At 72.7% G+C, this 17,150-nt stretch carries 14 protein-coding genes; 9 read left to right on the top strand and 5 right to left on the bottom strand.

Annotated elements, in window-relative coordinates; translation table 11 throughout:
- The first annotated feature begins 120 nt into the window (after positions 1 to 120).
- The 4 genes from AB0A95_RS10935 to AB0A95_RS10950 all read left to right on the top strand — a co-directional run bounded on the left by AB0A95_RS10935 (position 121) and on the right by AB0A95_RS10950 (position 2,732).
- A complete protein-coding gene (locus AB0A95_RS10935; protein ID WP_357555494.1) occupies positions 121 to 831 on the top strand; it encodes a ThuA domain-containing protein in 711 nt (236 codons plus the stop codon).
- The gene (locus AB0A95_RS10940) at positions 801 to 1,916 is read left to right on the top strand and encodes a Gfo/Idh/MocA family oxidoreductase (protein ID WP_357555495.1); all 1,116 of its coding nucleotides are present in this window, start codon (positions 801 to 803) and stop codon (positions 1,914 to 1,916) included. The genes AB0A95_RS10935 and AB0A95_RS10940 overlap by 31 nt, the downstream gene beginning before the upstream one ends.
- Positions 1,917 to 2,166: 250 nt before the next feature.
- The gene (locus AB0A95_RS10945; protein WP_357555496.1) at positions 2,167 to 2,352 is read left to right on the top strand and encodes a hypothetical protein; all 186 of its coding nucleotides are present in this window, start codon (positions 2,167 to 2,169) and stop codon (positions 2,350 to 2,352) included.
- A complete protein-coding gene (locus AB0A95_RS10950; protein WP_357555497.1) occupies positions 2,349 to 2,732 on the top strand; it encodes a hypothetical protein in 384 nt (127 codons plus the stop codon). The genes AB0A95_RS10945 and AB0A95_RS10950 overlap by 4 nt, the downstream gene beginning before the upstream one ends.
- A 204-nt stretch (positions 2,733 to 2,936) precedes the next feature.
- Here the strand turns inward: AB0A95_RS10950 and AB0A95_RS10955 are convergent, their stop codons facing one another.
- Positions 2,937 to 3,890, bottom strand: coding sequence for a cyclase family protein (locus tag AB0A95_RS10955; protein ID WP_357555498.1), 954 nt, complete (start codon positions 3,888 to 3,890; stop codon positions 2,937 to 2,939).
- Between the two features lie 223 nt (positions 3,891 to 4,113).
- Between AB0A95_RS10955 and AB0A95_RS10960 the strand changes: the two genes are divergently transcribed.
- Positions 4,114 to 5,568, top strand: a complete 1,455-nt coding sequence (locus AB0A95_RS10960; protein ID WP_357555499.1) for an alkaline phosphatase PhoX — start codon at positions 4,114 to 4,116, stop codon at positions 5,566 to 5,568.
- 69 nt (positions 5,569 to 5,637) lie between these two features.
- Here AB0A95_RS10960 and AB0A95_RS10965 read toward each other — a convergent pair whose 3' ends face one another.
- Complete coding sequence (locus tag AB0A95_RS10965) at positions 5,638 to 7,464, bottom strand: RICIN domain-containing protein (protein WP_357555500.1); 1,827 nt, start codon at positions 7,462 to 7,464, stop codon at positions 5,638 to 5,640.
- A gap of 342 nt (positions 7,465 to 7,806) precedes the next feature.
- On the opposite strand from AB0A95_RS10965, the gene lanKC reads away from it, so the two are divergent.
- From lanKC to AB0A95_RS10985, 4 genes are all read left to right on the top strand, one after another.
- Positions 7,807 to 10,383 (top strand): class III lanthionine synthetase LanKC, encoded by a 2,577-nt coding sequence (lanKC, locus tag AB0A95_RS10970; protein WP_357555501.1) that lies wholly within the window; start codon positions 7,807 to 7,809, stop codon positions 10,381 to 10,383.
- 5 nt (positions 10,384 to 10,388) lie between these two features.
- Complete coding sequence (locus tag AB0A95_RS10975; RefSeq protein WP_013734295.1) at positions 10,389 to 10,508, top strand: SapB/AmfS family lanthipeptide; 120 nt, start codon at positions 10,389 to 10,391, stop codon at positions 10,506 to 10,508.
- A gap of 73 nt (positions 10,509 to 10,581) precedes the next feature.
- Positions 10,582 to 12,309 carry an ABC transporter ATP-binding protein gene (locus AB0A95_RS10980; RefSeq protein ID WP_357555502.1) on the top strand — a complete coding sequence of 576 codons (1,728 nt, stop codon included), beginning with the start codon at positions 10,582 to 10,584 and terminating at the stop codon, positions 12,307 to 12,309.
- On the top strand, positions 12,306 to 14,078 hold the full coding sequence (locus AB0A95_RS10985) for an ABC transporter ATP-binding protein (RefSeq protein WP_357555503.1): 1,773 nt from the start codon (positions 12,306 to 12,308) through the stop codon (positions 14,076 to 14,078). The genes AB0A95_RS10980 and AB0A95_RS10985 overlap by 4 nt, the downstream gene beginning before the upstream one ends.
- A gap of 29 nt (positions 14,079 to 14,107) precedes the next feature.
- On the opposite strand, the gene AB0A95_RS10990 is transcribed toward AB0A95_RS10985, so the two are convergent.
- From AB0A95_RS10990 to AB0A95_RS11000, 3 genes are all read right to left on the bottom strand, one after another.
- Positions 14,108 to 14,692, bottom strand: a complete 585-nt coding sequence (locus AB0A95_RS10990; RefSeq protein WP_357555504.1) for a response regulator transcription factor — start codon at positions 14,690 to 14,692, stop codon at positions 14,108 to 14,110.
- A 119-nt stretch (positions 14,693 to 14,811) separates the two neighbouring features.
- A complete protein-coding gene (locus AB0A95_RS10995) occupies positions 14,812 to 15,417 on the bottom strand; it encodes a response regulator transcription factor (RefSeq protein WP_357555505.1) in 606 nt (201 codons plus the stop codon).
- 198 nt (positions 15,418 to 15,615) lie between these two features.
- A complete protein-coding gene (locus AB0A95_RS11000; protein WP_357555506.1) occupies positions 15,616 to 16,944 on the bottom strand; it encodes a hypothetical protein in 1,329 nt (442 codons plus the stop codon).
- Positions 16,945 to 17,150: the final 206 nt, after the last annotated feature.

Here is a 17,150-nt window from a genome sequence, read left to right on the forward strand (position 1 = left end):
GCGGCGGGCGGCGGCAACCCCTAGTACGGTTTCGGTGGCCGACATTCACCGGCATCAGCGGCACGTCTCAGAGGCACGAACGGTCAACCCGGTGACGATGGACCGGGGGAGGGAGCGAGGGTGGCGCAGCGGAGAGCACTTGTGGTTCGGGGCGGGTGGGAGGGGCACCAGCCGGTCAAGGCGACGGAGTTGTTCCTCCCCTTCCTCGAAGACAGCGGCTACGCCGTACGTGTCGAGGAGTCGACCGAGGTCTACGCCGATGCGGCCGAGATGGCCGCCACCGACCTCGTCGTGCAGTGCATGACCATGTCGCAGATCACCGCCGAGCAGGTGGCGGGCCTCAGCGCGGCGGTCGTCGCCGGCACGGGGTTCACCGGCTGGCACGGCGGCATCGTCGACGCGTTCCGCGCGTCCGCCGAATACCTCCATCTGGTGGGCGGCCAGTTCGCGACCCACCCGGGCAAAGAACCGTGCGAGCGGCACGGCGGCCCGGAGGACAACTTCCTGCCGCACCCGGTACGCGTCACCGACCTCGGTCGGGAGCACCCGATCACCGCGGGGATCGAGGACTTCGACCTGGTCACCGAACAGTACTGGGTGCTGCACGACGACCTCATCGACGTCCTGGCCGTGACGACCCACCCCACGCAGGCGTGGCACCCGTGGCACCGGCCGGTCACCTCGCCGGCCATCTGGACCCGGCAGTGGGGTGCCGGGCGCATCGTCGTGACGACCCCGGGGCACAGCCTGGACGTGCTGGAGCACACGAGCGTCCGTACCGTCATCGAGAGGGGGATGTTGTGGGCGACCCGCACCTCGTCGGCATCGTAGGTCTCGGGGTCATCTCCCGCGCGTACCTGGACACCCTCGCGGACCACCCCGCGGTGCGCGTCGCCGCACTGGCCGACCTGGACGCCTCCCGGTCCGCCGAGGCCGCCGCCCTCGTCCCCGGAGCCGAGGCGATGAGCGTCGAGCGCCTGCTCGCCCACCCGGACGTGCGGACGGTGCTCAACCTCACCATCCCCGCGGCGCACGCCGAGATCTCGCTCGCCACGATCGACGCGGGCAAGAACGTCTATGTCGAGAAGCCGCTCGCGGTGACGTTCCCGGAGGGTCGCACGATCATCGAACGGGCTACGTCGGCCGGCGTGCGCGTCGGCTGCGCGCCGGACACCGTCCTGGGCACGGGTACGCAGACGGCGCGGGCGGCGATCGACGGCGGGCTCATCGGGCGCCCGATGTCCGCGTCGGCCGTCATGGTCACCGCGGGGCACGAGCGCTGGCACCCCAACCCCGACTTCTACTACGCCCCGGGCGGCGGCCCGTTGCTGGACATGGGGCCGTACTACATCTCGGCGCTCATCCACCTGCTCGGGCCGGTTCGCGCGGTGGTCGGAGCCTCCAGCCGGCTGCGTGCCGAGCGCGTCATCAGCTCGGGTGCGCGCACCGGCCAGCGGATCCCGGTGGAGGTGGACACCCACGTGACAGGCGTGCTCGAACACGCAGGCGGTGCCCTCTCCACCATCACCACGAGCTTCGACGGCGTCACGACGACTGCCGCTCCGATCGAGGTACGGGGGGAGACCGGCACACTCGCCGTTCCCGATCCGAACCACTTCGACGGGGAGGTCCGCCTCTTCGCGCTCGGCGGCACCGAGTGGCGCGCTCTCGAACCGCGGGCCGGCTACGCCGAGGCTGCCCGGGGCATCGGCTTGATCGACTTCGTCCGGGCCGACGCTCAGCGTCCGCCCCGGGCGGGCGGCGACTTCGCGCTGCACGTACTCGAAACGATGACCACCCTGCTCCAGTCGGCGGCCGAAGGTCGCCGGATCGAGCTGACGACCGGGGTGCAGCGGCCCGCGCCAGTCCCGCTCACCCCGGCCGAGGAGTGGAAGGGTCACCTCGCGGAATCGTAGATTCGTCAGGCAGGAATGATACGCGGCGGCGGGGCGCTCCCGTTTGGCAACCTGGGCCAGTGCGCGGACGACATCGGCGGGCCGCACGGTGATCGGCTCGGCTCCGGTGAGCGACGGCCCGCGCGAAGCGTAGGGCGCAACTCAGTGAGGTACGAAGGGTCCGCCACCGCTGCCCCGCCAGCACCAATAGCACCAGCCGCCGGCGGCGTTGCTGGTGACTCCCACCCTGAGCAGGGGGTATCCTGCGGGCATGGACAGCAGCAGCCGCGATACCGGCGCCCGCAGTGAGGACGTCCTCGCCGCCGCCGGCATCGTCGTCACCCCGGAGGGCAAGGCCCGCGCCCGGGAGCGGCTCAGCGAGGCCAAGCGGCGGTGGACGCCGGAGCTGGACGCCGAGCTGCGTGCCCAGCTCGGCCTGCCCGCCCGCGCCGCGTGAAGGAACGCCCCGTCCGCATCGTCCTCGATGCCTCCGCCGTCCTCGCGTTCTGCCGCGAGTCGATCCACGTGGGCGAGGTGATCGCCGAGGTCGCCGACGAGGACTGCGTCGTCGGCGTCCCGGTGATGTGCCTCGCGGAAGCGTCCCGCGGGGCGGCCGACGTCGACCGGCTCGATCTGCTGGTCAACCATCCGGCCGTCGAGGTGCTCACCGTCGACCCGCTCAGCTGGCGGGCCTTGGCCGTCGTCTACGACACTGTCGGCCGGCTCGACGCCGCGAGCGCGCTGCTCGCCGCGGTCGACAGCGGCGGGTACGTGCTGACCGGGCAGCCTGGCCTATACGCCGGGCTCGCCGGCGGTGGTCCGATCATCGCGTTCTGATCCGGAGACGACAAACCGCCCACACCTGGCCAGGGTGTGGGCGCTTCGCTTTGCGCTGGCCCCATGGGGTGGCGGTTGAAGCGGTGCGGTAACCAACGAATCTCGGCCCGGTCGGGGTCGCTGCCGACGCGGATTCGATGACGCTCCGCCTGCGACGCCTCGGCGCGTAGCGCGAGATCGGGCGGGCCGCCGCTCGCCGGCCGGTCAGAAGGTGGCGATTGGGTTGACCGGGCTGCCGGACGTGCCGGCGAAGCGGACCGGTGCGACAGCGAGCTGGAAGTCCCACTGGCCCAGCTCGGCGGCCGTCGTCGCGCACGCCTCCAGGTCGCAGTTGTCGAGCAGCCACAGACCCATCGCGACGAGACCCACGGCGTGGACCGGCATCAACACCGCCTCGTACCCCGACGGTTGCACGTCCTGGGGGCTGTCCGCGCCGATCAGCGCGACCTGCCGTTCCTGGAGCCACGGCAGGCAGGACGCGTGCCAGCCGGTCTGCGCGAAACCGCCTGCCGCGCCGGCCTCGTGTCGGAAGCGGCCGTGGCCGGTGCGCAGGAGCACCGCGTCGCCGGGGAGCACGCGTACGCCCTGGCGACGTTCGGCCTCGTCGAGATCGTCGGGGAAGACACCCTGCCCCGGCTCCAGCCACGGCACGTCGCGGGCGCCCGCGACGTCCAGCAGGACACCACGGGTGATGATCCCGTCGGCTGCCGCCGTCACGGCGGCCCACGCCGATCCTCTCTCGACGTCGACGAGCGAGTGCGACCGCCCGTTGTACATCGTGCCGTCCCAGAACAGGTGGCACGGCGAGTCGACGTGGGTGAGGGTGTTGCCGTGGAACGTGAGGCCGAGCCGTTCGGACGAGAAACCCCAGCTCCGGTCACCGTGGAAGTGGGGTGGCATGTGCTCGGCGCCCGGCATCTCGGCGGCGCACGGGCACGTGGTCGTCGACCGCTCCATGTCCGCCGGGGCGGCGACCTCCCACGCGCAGGAGACGCTCCTGCCGTGGCGTACGGCCCGCGCCGCGGCCAGCCGGACGTCGTCGGTGATGTGGTTGAGCGTGCCGCGCTCGTCGTCGTCGCCCCACCGTCCCCAGTTCGACAGCGTGTCGAAATATCCGAGTACGTCGTCCTGGGAGGGCATCTGTCGCTCTGCCGTCATTCCCGCATCGACTCCTCCGGTCCGGCTCTGCGAGGCACCGCGGTCAGGGTATCCCGCCGCCGGATCGAGGTCCGCGACGACCTGTGACCAGCTTCGCGACGGGTGCGCGGCCCTGATAGTTCACTTCGATGTCACCACCGGAACCCTCGGGCGACGTGTCGGTGTCCGTCCACGGGAGTTGGCTGTCAGCCGTCGTACACCCCTGGACCAGGAGCTGATCCGCGTGCCTTCCTCCCGTCGTACCTTCCTCGCGGGCGGCGCCGCCGCCGGCGTGGGCCTTGCCGTCGCCGGTGGCCTGCCGTCCCTGGCCCAGGCCAGCCCCGGCCGGCCGCACTCGCCGGTCAAGGGTGGTCACGTGCCCTTCCCGCCGCTCGTGGACGACCCCAAGGGGGTCCTGGCCCTGCCCGAGGGCTTCAGCTACACGGTCGTCACCCGGACCGGCGTCACCCGACTCGACAGGGGCCAGGGCGTGACGCCGTCGGACCACGACGGCATGGCCGTCTACGACGCCGGCCACGGCCGTTACACACTGATCCAGAACCACGAGATCGACCCGGGTGCCGAGTTCGGCGTACCGCACGTCAAGGGCACTGTGTACGACGCGGGCGCCACCGACGCCGGCGGTTGCACCGTGATCAGGACCGACCGCGCGGGCCGCAACCTTGGTGAGTTCGTCGCCCTGTCCGGCACCATCTCCAACTGCGCCGGCGGGCCGACCCCCTGGGGGACCTGGCTGACCTGCGAGGAGACCGAGGACCGGGCCGGCGACGAGTGGGAGGAGGGCACCCGGTCGGGCGTCTACCAGAAGGATCACGGGTACGTCTTCGAGGTCTGGGCCGACGGCAGCGCGGACCCGCGGCCGATCAGGTGCCTGGGCCGCTACTCCCACGAGGCCCTGGCGGTCGACCGGGACCGCACGCACATCTACCTGTCCGAGGACGCCGACGAGCCCAACGGGCTCTTCTACCGCTGGACCGCCCCGGCCGGGGTCAAGCTCGGCCCCGGTGTGCTCACCCGCCTCGCACCGAACGCCGGTGTCCTCGCCGCCATGCAGATCATCATGGACGACGGCTCGGTGCTGCCGGACGTCGCCTACCTGACCTCGGCCCAGCTGGGCCGCCCCTTCCCCGTCCGGTGGATCGAGGTGCCCGACCGCGACGCGCGGCACACGTCGGTGCGCGAGCAGTTCGCCGACGGCCAGGTCACCCGCGGACGCAAGTTCGAGGGGGTGTGGAGCACCGACGAGGGCGTCTACGTGGTCAACTCCTACGCCTGGGACGACGGTGACCTGCCGGCCGACGCCGCGCCGCACGACGGCATGGTCTGGTTCTACAACTTCCGGGCCCAGACCATCCAGCTGGTGACGTACTTCCCGCACCAGACGGCCTCGGAGGAGGGCACGCCGGTCAAGTACAACGACCTCACCTTCGACGGCCCGGACAACGTGTCGGTCACCCCGTGGGGCAGCCTGGTGCTCGCCGAGGACGGCACCGGGGCCTCCCACGTGCTCAGCACGACTCCGGGAGGGCCGACGTACGCGATCGCGCGGAACCAGCTCAACGATTCGGAGTTCTGCGGGCCGACCTTCAGCGCCGACGGCCGGGTCCTCTTCGTCAACATGCAGGACCCCGGCCTCACCCTGGCGATCACCGGCCCGTGGGAGAAGTACCTGGGCTGACCGAGGGGCGGCCGGTCGGTGGGGATCAGGTGATCGGCCTGATCCCCACCGCAGCCGTGCGCTGGACGGTCAGCCGACCTGGACCAGTCGCCAGTTGTTCCTGGTGCTGCCGTTGTCGGCGTACTGGACGGCCTGGGTGCCCCAGGTGCTGGAGCCGTTGAGGATGGCGAGCACCTTGCCGCTGTTGACGTTGCGGATCCGGTAGGAACCGTCGCTGTTGGCCACCAGGGTCCACCGGTGGTCGGCGGTGCCGTTGTCGCTCCACTGCATGACGCGGGCGTTGTCGGCGGTCGACATGTTCTCGACGCCGAGGACCTTGCCGCTGTTGACGTTGCGGAACCGGAACGCGTTGCCGTCGGTGACCCGGACCCAGTTGTGGTCGGCGGTGCCGGTGTCGCCCCACACCACGGCCAGACCACCGTCGGCCGTGGACATGTTCTGGACGCCGAGGACCACACCGGTGTCGACGTTGACCAGCTTGTAGGTGTCTCCCACCGGGGTCGTGCCGCCGCTCACGGTGGTCACGAAGGTCATCACGCTGCGGGCTGGGAGTGTGACGGTGAGCGAGCCGTTCGACATGGTGAGCGCGCCCTGGGGCGCGACGGTCCGGCTCGCGTCGGTCAGCCAGTTCGACACGCTGCCGGACGCGGTGGTGTTGGACAGGGTGAACTGCTGGCTCACCGACGAGGTGTTCTTGTTGACGGCGACGATCACGACGGTGTCGCCGCCGCGGTAGGCCGAGACGTAGACGTTCGACGCCGGGTTCGCGGTCGCGTCGATCCGCTGGTAGCCGGGGCGGACGAACCTGGCGAAGTGCGCCATCATGGCCCCGCGCTTGCTGATCTGGCCGTCCTCGCGCATCGGGCCGTAGCTGCGCCGCAGATACCACCAGACGTACGCCTGGAACTCGGCGTCGACCATGGCGCGGTGGATGTGCTCGCCCACGTCGAGCGCCTCGGGCCAGGCGTCGCCCGAGTTGGTGTTGCTGTTGGGGTAGTAGACCTCGGTCATCCAGAGTTCTTTGCCCGCGCCCTTCTGCTTGAACAGCGGATAGGCGAAGTTCGAGTACGAGGTGCCGTAGAGGTGCGCCCCGATGATGTCCACGTTGGCCAGCGCCGCGGCGTCGTTGAGGATCGGGTCCGACACGGACTTCACGTACTGGAAGGACTCGGGAGCGATGACCCTGGTGCTGATCGAGCCGGCGTTCTCCTTCAGGAACCGCACCATTTCGGTGGTGGTCCACCACGTCCACTCGGCCGCGTAGTCGGGCTCGTTCTGCACCGAGATGGCGTACAGGTTCACCCCGTTGTTGCGCAGGTGCGTGGTGAAGTTGTTCAGGTGCGTGGCGTAGGCGGCGTACGAGCTGTACCGCAGGCGCCTCGCGTTGGTCTGGCTGCCCCGGGTGAAGGTCTCGATCATGCTGGCCGGGGGGTTCCACGGCGACGCGAACACCGTCGCCCCGAGCGCGACCGCGCGCTGCGCCGTCGCGAGGTCGGCACTCCAGTCCGCCTGGTTCTCGTTGACCGGGATCCGCAGCAGGGAGAACCCCAACTGACCCTGGCCGGTGCCGAACGCCGTGTCCCGTTGGGCGGCCGTCAGGTCGCCGATCCAGGCCGCGTGGGCCATCGCGCCGAATCCTCGGATCGTCTGCCGCGTCGCGGACGGATTGATGCTCGCCGCCGCGGCCGAGGCTGGCGAGGCCCCCGCGACCGCGGCGACCGCCGCGACCGGTACGGCCCCCATCGTCGTCAGGACGGTTCTCCGGCTCACCAATTTCCGCTCGCCGCTCACCGGCTCGTGCTGCTCGTGCGTCATGTGCTCGTCCTCCTGGCTGGTGGTGGTACGCGCCTTCGCGGTCCCCTCGGCCCGGTCGGCACCGGTCTGTCGCGTCGCCACCGGGGTTGACGGGGGACCCGGTGCCGATGACCTGCTGATTACGATCGAGTGACGTGACTGTTAACGTTAACAATCACGGAAGTCTAAGTTCTGCTCTCGCCAGGGGTCAAGAACACGCAGCTCAGTGAGCAGACGGCCACCCTGTGTGTCGCATCGAACAACGCGCCGCGCAGCCGTGTGGCGCTGATCGAGGCGGGCAGGTGGCCCTGACTAATGTCACGGGGCACCGTGCGCCCCGCATCGAACGTCGTGACTATGTGCACTGGGAGCCACCACGTCCCGTGGACGAGACTCAATGCAACGCCGGAACAACAGCCGGCCGAGTCGAAGGGCGGCGGGACAGTGGACGAACGCTACGACAGCTACTGCGCCGCCGACCCACTGTTCTACGACTCGCTCGGCAGCGCCGTCGCGCAGCCCGTCTTCCCGGCCGCCGAACGGCCGCTGCCGACCGGCTGGCGCAGCGAGCCGCTCGACGACTGGCTGATCTACGCCCCCGACGGCGGCTCGCTGCCGCAGCAGGGGTGGAAGATCCACATCTCGGCGGGCCTGGCGAACGCCGAGCGGGTGCTGGACGCGGTGTGGGACTACTGCGTCCCCCGCGGCCTGTCCTTCAAGTTCCTGCGCGGGCCCCGCACACTGCTGCTGCGCAACTCCAAGTACGCCGCCCGGGCCGCCAGCGGCAAGTTCGTCACGGTCTACCCCCGCGACGACGCGGAACTGGAGCTGACCTGCAAGGAACTCGACGAACTGCTCACCGGCGAGACCGGGCCGTACATCCTCAGTGACCTGCGCTACGGCAGCGGCCCGGTGCACGTGCGCTACGGCGGCTTCGCCGCCCGCTACTGCCTCTCGCCCGACGGTCAGGTGGTGCCGGCCATCGAGGACGACTCCGGCACGCTGGTGCCGGACCGCCGCGAGCCGGTCTTCCACGTACCGTCCTGGATCACCCTGCCCGACTTCCTCGGCCCGCACCTGGCCGCCCGCAGCGGCACCAGCACCGACCAGGTGCCGTACCGGATCGAGCGGGTGATCCACTTCTCCAACGGCGGCGGGCTGTACGTGGGCCGGGACCTGCGCACCGACACCGAGGTGGTGCTGAAGGAGGCCCGCCCCCACGCCGGCCTGGACGCCGACGGCACCGACGCCGTCGCCCGGCTGGCCCGTGAGGCGGACGCCCTGCGGCAACTCGCCGACCTGCCACAGGTGCCCCGGGTGCACGACGAGTTCGCCCTGGGCGAGCACCGGTTCCTCGCGCTCGAGTTCATCGAGGGCCGACCGCTGAACAAGGTGCTCGTCGACAGGTACCCGCTGATCGACGCCGACGCGACAGACGACGACCGGGCGGCGTACGCCCGGTGGGCCCGGCAGACCTTCGAGCAGGTCGAGTCGGTCGTCGCGGCGATCCACGAGCGCGGCCTGGTCTACGGTGACCTGCACCTGTTCAACATCATGATCCGGCCGGACGACCGGGTCGCCCTCGTCGACTTCGAGGTGGCCGCGCCGATCGCCGGGCACCGCCGACCCGGGCTGCGCAACCAGGGGTTCGCGGCACCGCGGGACCGGACCGGGCCGGCGGTCGACACCTACGCCCTGGCCTGCCTGCGGCTGGCGCTGTTCCTGCCCCTGACCCAGTTGGTGCGGCTCGCACCGGCGAAGGTGACGCACCTGGCCGACATCATCGCCGCGAACTTCCCGGTGCCGAGGTCCTTCCTCGACCCCGCGGTCGAGGAGATCACCGGCGGCCCGAGGGACGCGGACGCACACCACGCGTCCGTCACCCGGGAGAAGCTGGCGACGGCCATCCTGGCCAGCGCCACCCCGGCCCGGGACGACCGACTCTTCCCCGGCGACATCGAACAGTTCCGCAGCGGCGGCCTCAACCTCGCCCACGGAGCGGCCGGAGTGCTGTACGCGCTGGACAAGAGCGGCGCCGGGCGGTGGCCCGAGCACGAGGACTGGCTGGTGCGGCGGGCGACAGCGCCGCCGTCCGGCACCCGCTGCGGCTTCTACGACGGGCTGCACGGCGTCGCCCACGCCCTCGACCACCTCGGCCGACGGCAGGACGCGCTGGACGTCGTCGACATCTGCCTGCGCGAACCCGTCGACGGGCTCGACCACAGCCTGGCGAGCGGACTGTCCGGGATCGCGCTCAACCTGGCCGAGCTGGCCGCGCGTACCGGGGAGGTGTCGTTGCGCGACGCCGCGTGGCGGGTCGCCGAGCGGGTGGTCGGGCAACTGGCCGACGATCCGGGCCCGGACGTCAGCGGCGGGCGCAACCCGTACGCCGGGCTGCTGCGCGGCCGGACCGGACCGGCGCTGATGCTGCTGCGGCTCTACGAGCTCAGCGGCGACGAGGAACTGTTGGAGCACGCCGCCACGGCGCTGCGCCAGGATCTGCGCCGGTGTGTGCTGCGCCCGGACGGTGCCCTGGAGGTCAACGAGGGCTGGCGGACCATGCCGTACCTGGCGCACGGCAGCGTCGGCATCGGGCTGGTCCTCGACCAGTACCTGCGCCACCGCGCCGACGAACGGTTCGCCGAGGCGAGCGCGGGTATCCGCCGCGCCGCACGGTCACCGTTCTACGCACAGTCCGGGCTCTTCGCCGGACGGGCCGGCATCATCGCCTACCTCGCCGCCTCGACCGACGACGCCGACCGCCGGGAACTCGGCGCGCAGGTGGACCGGCTGGCCTGGCACGCGCTGCCGTACCGGGACGGGACCGCGTTCCCCGGTGAGCAGCTGCTGCGGCTCTCCATGGACTTCGGCACCGGCACCGCCGGCGTGCTCTACGCGCTGGCCTGCGCACAGCGCGACCAGCCGCCGGTGCTGCCCTTTCTCGCGCCCCTGCCGGGCGCGCAGAGACTCCCTCGCGACAGCGGGGGCGACCGGTTCGGCGAACAGAAGGAAGGGAGGTGAACGACATGGCGCTTCTGGACCTCCAGGGCCTGGAGATGGCTCCGGCCGACCGCACTGGTGGCGGTAGCCGGGCGAGCCTGCTGCTCTGCGGCGACAGCTCGCTCTCCGTCACGACCTGCAACTGATCCGCCGCACAAGCGAAGCCCTGGGTGGGCAGACGTGCCCACCCAGGGCAATCGCGTACCAACGGGAGGACAGATGCCGACGTTCGCCGCGGGGGACCGGTTGCTGTGGCGGACGGCCCGAGCGGGCGGCGGCTGGACCGGCGGGCTCGCCGCGGTCGCGCTGCTCGGCGCGACCGCCGAACTGTTGCTACCCGCAGCCCTCGGCCACGCCGTCGACGCCGCCCTCGCCGGCGGCTCCGGCTGGTGGGCGGTGTCCGCCGGTGGCCTGGTCGTCGTCCTCGTCTGCGTCGACACCCTCACGGATCTGACCAGTGGATTCGGCGCGGCACGCGCCACCGCCGGGCTGCGCCGGCACCTGCTGCGGCACGTGTTCGCGTTGGATGTCCGTGCCACCCGCCGGCACCCGGTCGGTGATCTCGTCGGCCGGTTGGTCGGCCAGGCCGCCGACGCGGGACAGGCTGGCAACGCAGTGGTGCTGGCCGTCGTGGCGGTGCTTCCACCGCTGGGCAGCGTCGTCGCCCTCGCCCTCCTCGAACCGGTCCTCGGGGTCACCCTGCTCGCCGGTCTCGCCCTGCTCGCCGTCCTCATGCGCGCCTTCGTGGCTGACGCCTCGGCCGCGACCGCCGCGTACCAGCGGGTGCTCGGCACCATCGCCGGTCGGCTGCTGGAGTCGCTGACCGGTGCCCGGACCATCGCCGCCGCCGCCACCACCCACCGCGAGGAGGACCGCGTGCTGGCGGCCCTGCCGGAGCTGGGCCGGTACGGCCGGCGCGGTTGGGACCTGTTGGCCCGGGCGAGCGCGCGCACCTCCGCCGTGGCGCCGCTGCTGAACCTGAGCGTCATCGCGGTCGGCGGGTACGCGCTGACCGCGGGCTGGCTCACGCCGGGCCAACTGGTCGCCGCGGTCCGCTACGCGGCCATGGGCGCCGGGCTCGGTGCAGTGCTCGCCACCCTCAACCACCTGGTCCGCAGCCGCGCCGGGGCACACCGGGTCGCCGAGCTGCTGCACGAACCGGCCACGTCGGCCGGCGACCGGCCCCTTCCGCCCGGCGGAGGCGCCCTGCGACTGCGCGGGGTACGCGTGCACGCCGACGACGGCCGGTCCATCCTGGACGGCATCGACCTGGACGTGCCGGCCGGCGCGACGGTGGCTGTCGTCGGAGCCTCCGGTGCCGGCAAGTCGACGCTGGCCGCCGTCGCCGGACGGCTGTACGACCCCGACGGCGGTGAGGTGCGACTCGACGGCGTGCCGCTGCGCGACCTCGACGGGTCGGCACTGCGCCGAGCCGTCGGCTACGCCTTCGACCGGCCGGTGCTGATCGGCGCGACAGTCCACGACGCGATCGGGTTGGCGCTGCCGGTCGACGCGGCGACACCACCGGCCGACCGGAGCCCGGCCACACCGGCGGTCCTGCGGGCGGCCCGCCTGGCGGCGGTCGCCGACGTGATCGACCGACTGCCCGAGGGCTACCGCACCCCGCTGGTGGACACACCGCTCTCCGGAGGCGAGGCCCAACGCCTCGGCCTGGCTCGCGCGTTCGCCGCCGAGCGGCTGCTCATCCTCGACGACGCGACGTCCAGCCTGGATACCGCGACCGAACACCGGATCACCCAGGCGGTGCTCGGGCGGGCCGGCGAGCGTACCCGACTGGTGGTCACCCACCGGCCGGCGGCGGCCGCGGCGGCCGACCTCGTCGCCTGGTTGGACGGCGGTCGGCTGCGCGGCGTGGCACCGCACCGGCTGCTCTGGGCCGACCCGGACTACCGGGCTGTCTTCCAGCCGGCCGGCGGTGGGCCGTGAGCCGCCTGAGCGTACGGCGGGTGACCTGGCGGGCGCTGCGAGCCCGCCGCAGTGCTCTCGCCCGGCTCTGCGGCTGGTCGCTCGTCGAGTCGTTGCCCGCCCTGCTCGCCGGCCTCCTTGTCGCCCGCGCCGTCGACGAGGGTTTTCTGGCTGGACGTCTCCTCAACGGCCTGGCGTGGTTGGGGGCGCTCGCCGTGGCGGTGCTTGTCGGCGCGGCGGCGACCGGTCGGACGTACCGGAGCCTCGGTGCCGTGGTCGAGCCGTTCCGCGACGACGTGGCCGCCCAGGTGGTCCGGGGTGCGTTGCGCGAGGCCACCCGAGCGGGAGGTCGTCCGGACAGCGCCGCGGTGACCCGGCTGACCCACCAGATGGAGATCATCCGCGACACCTTCGCCGGTCTGCTCATGGTGACCCGCGGTTTCCTCTTCTCCGCCGGCGCGGCCCTGCTCGGACTCCTCGCCCTGGCACCGGTGGTGGCGGCGCTGGCCGCCGCGCCGCTGGTCGCCGGCCTGGCCGTGTTCCTCGCCGCGCTGCCGTCGATGGTCGCGCACCAGCGTGCCTACGTCCGGGCCGGTGAGCGGCTCGGCCAGTCGGCGGCGGCCGCACTCGCCGGTCACCGCGACGTGCTGGCCTGCGGCGCCCAGGCACGCGTGACCGCCGACGTGGAACGCCGGGTGTCGGCGCAGGCCGCCGCCGAACGCACCCTCGCCCGGATGGCGGCCATCCGCAGCCTCAGCCTCGGCATCGGCGGCTGGCTGCCGCTGGTGGTGCTGCTCGTGGCCGCGCCGTGGCTGGTCGAGCGCGGGTTGACAGCGGGCGCGGTGTTGGGCGCGCTGATCTACGTCTCCACCGGGCTGCAACCCGCCCTGCACACCCTGGTGCAGGGCCTCGGCGGCGGCGGGCTGCGGTACGCGGTCACCCTGGAGAACATCCTGCGTGCCTATCCGGTGACCGACGGCCCCCGCCCGCCGGCCCCCATCACCCGGGCACCCCACCCGCCAACCGGACCGGTCGGTCGCTCACCGGCCGTCGAGGTCCGGGAGCTGACCTTCGGGTACGGCCCGCGCGCCCGGCCCGTGCTGAGGAACTTCTCGCTGACGCTTGCCGAGGGCGAGCACCTCGCCGTGGTGGGCCCGAGTGGTGCGGGCAAGTCCACACTGGCCGCCCTGCTGGCCGGGCTGGTGCCGCCGCAGACCGGCACTGTCCACCTGGCCGGTGCGGCGGTCGCCGACGCCGAGCCGTCCGCCCTGGGTGGGCTGCGGGTGCTGGTGCCCCAGGAGGCGTACGTCTTCACCGGCAGCCTCGCCGACAACCTCCGCTACCTGCGGCCGGACGCCGACGACAACACGCTGGAGGCCACCCTCGACGCGCTCGGTGCGCGTCCCCTGGCCACCCGCCTGGGGGGCCTGGCCGCGCCGGTCGTGCCGGCGCTGCTCTCCACCGGCGAGCGGCAACTCATCGCGGCCGTCCGGGCCTGGCTGGCGCCCGCCCCGCTGGTGATCCTGGACGAGGCGACCTGCCACCTGGACCCGACTGCGGAGGCGACAGTCGAGGACGCCTTCGCCCGGCGGCCCGGCAGCCTCGTGGTGATCGCGCACCGGATCAGCTCCGCGCTGCGCGCCGACCGGATGCTGGTCCTCGACGGCGACGAACCCGTGCTCGGCACGCACCGGGAGTTGATGGCCCACTCGGCCACCTACCGCATGCTCGTCGGGTGCTGGGACGACCCGGGCGTGCCGTCGTGGGCGGCGTCGGCGCGGCGGGGCTGAACCCCACGCACCAGAGCCGACGGCACCGGTCAGATCCAGCCGGCCTCGCCGGCCATCCGCACGGCCTCCACCCGGGTACGCGCGCCCACCTTGCGGCCGATCCGACCGAGATGGTTGCGGACGGTGCCACGGCTGAGCCCCAGCGACGCCGCCACCTCCGCGACCGGCGCCCCCGCCGCGGTCAACCTCAACACCTCCGTCTCCCGGATGGTCAGTGGGCAGTCCGAGCGCAGTGCCGCGACGACGAGATCCGCGTCGAGCACCGGCTCCCGCCGGGCGAGCCGGCGGATCCCGTCGATGACGCGTTGGGGGGCGGCGTCGCTGCGCAGGATGCCGACGGTCCTGGTCGGGCAGAGCATGCCGCGCAGTCGCTGGGCCCGATGGGGGGCGGCCAGCACCAGGACGGGGCACGGGTCGAGGCGACCCGGATCGACGTCCTCGACGAAGTCGAGGTCGGCCACCACCACGTCGGGTCGTTGGGCGCGGACCGCCGCGGAGACCGCGTCGCCGCGATCGACCTCCGCCACGACGCGAATGTCCTCCTCGGCGGCGAGGACGAACGACAGCGCGCCCAACACCAGGGCGCCGTCCAGGGCGAGCAGGGTACGGATCACGATGAGCCTTCCCACACTCCGATGGCGATCACACAACGTCAACATTCAAACACGACTCAGGTGGGCCCGCACGGCGACGGGGGCGGGGCCGGACGCTTCTGCCGGACCCGCCCCCACGGCTACAACCAGCCGTTACGCCGTGCGCGCCACACCGCCTCCAGGCGGTTGCGGGCTCCGGTCTTCCGTAGGATCACCGACAGATGGTTGCGCACCGTACCGTGCGCCAGGTAGAGGCGGACGGCGATCTCCTTCAGGGGCAGACCCTCGGCGGCCATCCGCAACACGTCCATCTCCCGGGCTGTCAACGGGATCTCCGGAGGGCTCAGCACCGCTACCGCCGCGGTCGGGTCGATCGCCCGTTCCCCGGCCGCGAGCGCGCGGATCGCCCGTACCAACTCCGCCAGAGAGCTGTCCTTACCGACCAGGCCGCGCGCACCGGCGGCCAGCGCCGCCTCCACCAGGGTCGGGCTCCACCGGGGGCTCATCGCCAGCACGGCCGCGTGCGGCGCCTCCGCGTTGATCCGGGCGACCACCTCCACCGGATCGGGCAACTCCGGTGTCAGCGCCAACACCACCACCTGGGGTCGGCACCGCCGGACCGCAGCCAACAACTCGCCGACACCCTCGACGTCGGCGACCACCTCCATGTCCTCCTCACGTGACAGCGCGGCGCAGAGCGCACCACGCAGCAAACCCATGTCTTCGGCGACGACAACGTGGATCACCACGTCTCTCCGATCTCAGGTACGCGTCACGACGGCCACCGGTCCCGGAACGTCAACGGTTGGTCGGGGCGTTCGTGCGCGAGGGACGGGATAGGCATCGCCCCGTGGCACCGTCACGGCGGACGGGCGCGGGGACCTGTCGACCGAGCCGGGTCGAGCTGACCGTGTGTGCCGGCCACCCGGGTCGGTCGACCCGCCCTAGCCCGGCCGGGCGATCGCGGACGGAGTATGGCCCTCGACGAGAAGCGGCAGGAGTTCGCATGGCTGTGCGACACCGAGATGCGACTGCCTGTCGACAGTGCGGGCCAGTCCCGGCGGGGGCGTCGATCCATCGTCGACACCGTCGGCATCCTGGTCGGCGGGCGCGACGGGGCGACCTGGTAGGGCGGCCTCCGCGAGCACCGGGCCGGGACGCGCGGCGAGGTGCCGGGTCGCGGCCGTCGGGCGCGTGCACTCGACGACGGACACCCACGGCGGCGCGGCGGGGGTCGGCACCGCCGTGCCGGCTAGCGGCACCAACGCGGGGGCCGCCGGGGCCGGGTCCGCCGATCCCGCCGATCCCCCCGGTCCCGCCGGTGGCGTCGGTACGGTCGGCGCGGGTGTCGGGTCGGCCACCCGCACGGCGGGCGGCCCGATTGCTCGGGGAGCGGGCGGTTGAGGTGCCTCCGGGACGACCACCGCGTCGCGAACTGGTGCCAGAACGGCGTCGGTGACACCGAGGAGCGCCAGCACGACAGGCCGGATCGGCACGATCTCGACGACCTGCGGCAGCATGACGGTGGCGATGTCCACGACATGCGGCAGCGTGGCGGTGGCGATGCCCGCGACGGGCGGCAGCGCGGCGGTGGCGATGTCCACGACATGCGGCAGCGTGGCGGTGGCGATGCCCGCGACGGGCGGCAGCGTGGCGGTGAGCAGGTCCGTCGCGGATGCGTCGGCCGGCCTGTGCGCCGCGGGTGAGGCGGGCGCGGCGTCGGGCGTCAGTGGTGGTGGAGCGGTGGCCTGTCGCGACGGGTGGGCCGGGCGAGTTGACCGAGGACCCACGCGAGCTGGGGAGACGGCCCGGAGTCGGTCGTGCTTCCCCGCGCCGGACGCGTCGACCCGCGGCGGCGGCACGAGCGCCGGCGCCGCGCCCTTCGACTGCCGAGGTGGCGTCGAGAAGGTCGTCTCGCGGGGGGCGACGACGGCAGCGATGGTCCCTGCCAGCGGGGCGTTGGGGCCCCCGCCGCGGCGGGCGTCGACAGCGGTGGCGCGCTGGCGGTCCGGGTCGGGGAGCCGTGCGACAGTGAGCCGCGCGACCGGCTCGACCAGGCCGCCGAGCCGCGCCCGCGGGTCGTCACCGACGCCGCTGCGCGTCGCGTGGGCGGCGGCCGGCCCGTCGAACAGCACGGCCAGGAGAACGCCGGCCCCGACGGCGGCCGCGAACAGCACCATCCACCGGGCGAGCCTGCGCAGCCGGTCGGCCACAGGCGGCGCGGAGCGGCCCGGTGTAGACGTCGGCGCGGTTCCGTTGACGGGACTTCGCACGCGGGCACGACTCCCTTCCGTCGGGATTGCTGACCCATAGTAGCGATGCACTCACGTATTCGCATCTGCTCATGTTCGCGGCGGTCGGTCGGGTGCCTCCGCACCGCGTCTCCCGCCTCGGGGCCGAGTTGGGCGCGTTGACAATCCCGCGCCTCGCTCCGTCGTGGGAGGAAGGCCCCCCGAAGGTGGGAGGCGTCAGCGTGCCG

It is taken from the genome of Micromonospora sp. NPDC049230 (genome assembly GCF_040647875.1).
Taxonomy (GTDB): Bacteria; Actinomycetota; Actinomycetes; order Mycobacteriales; family Micromonosporaceae; genus Micromonospora.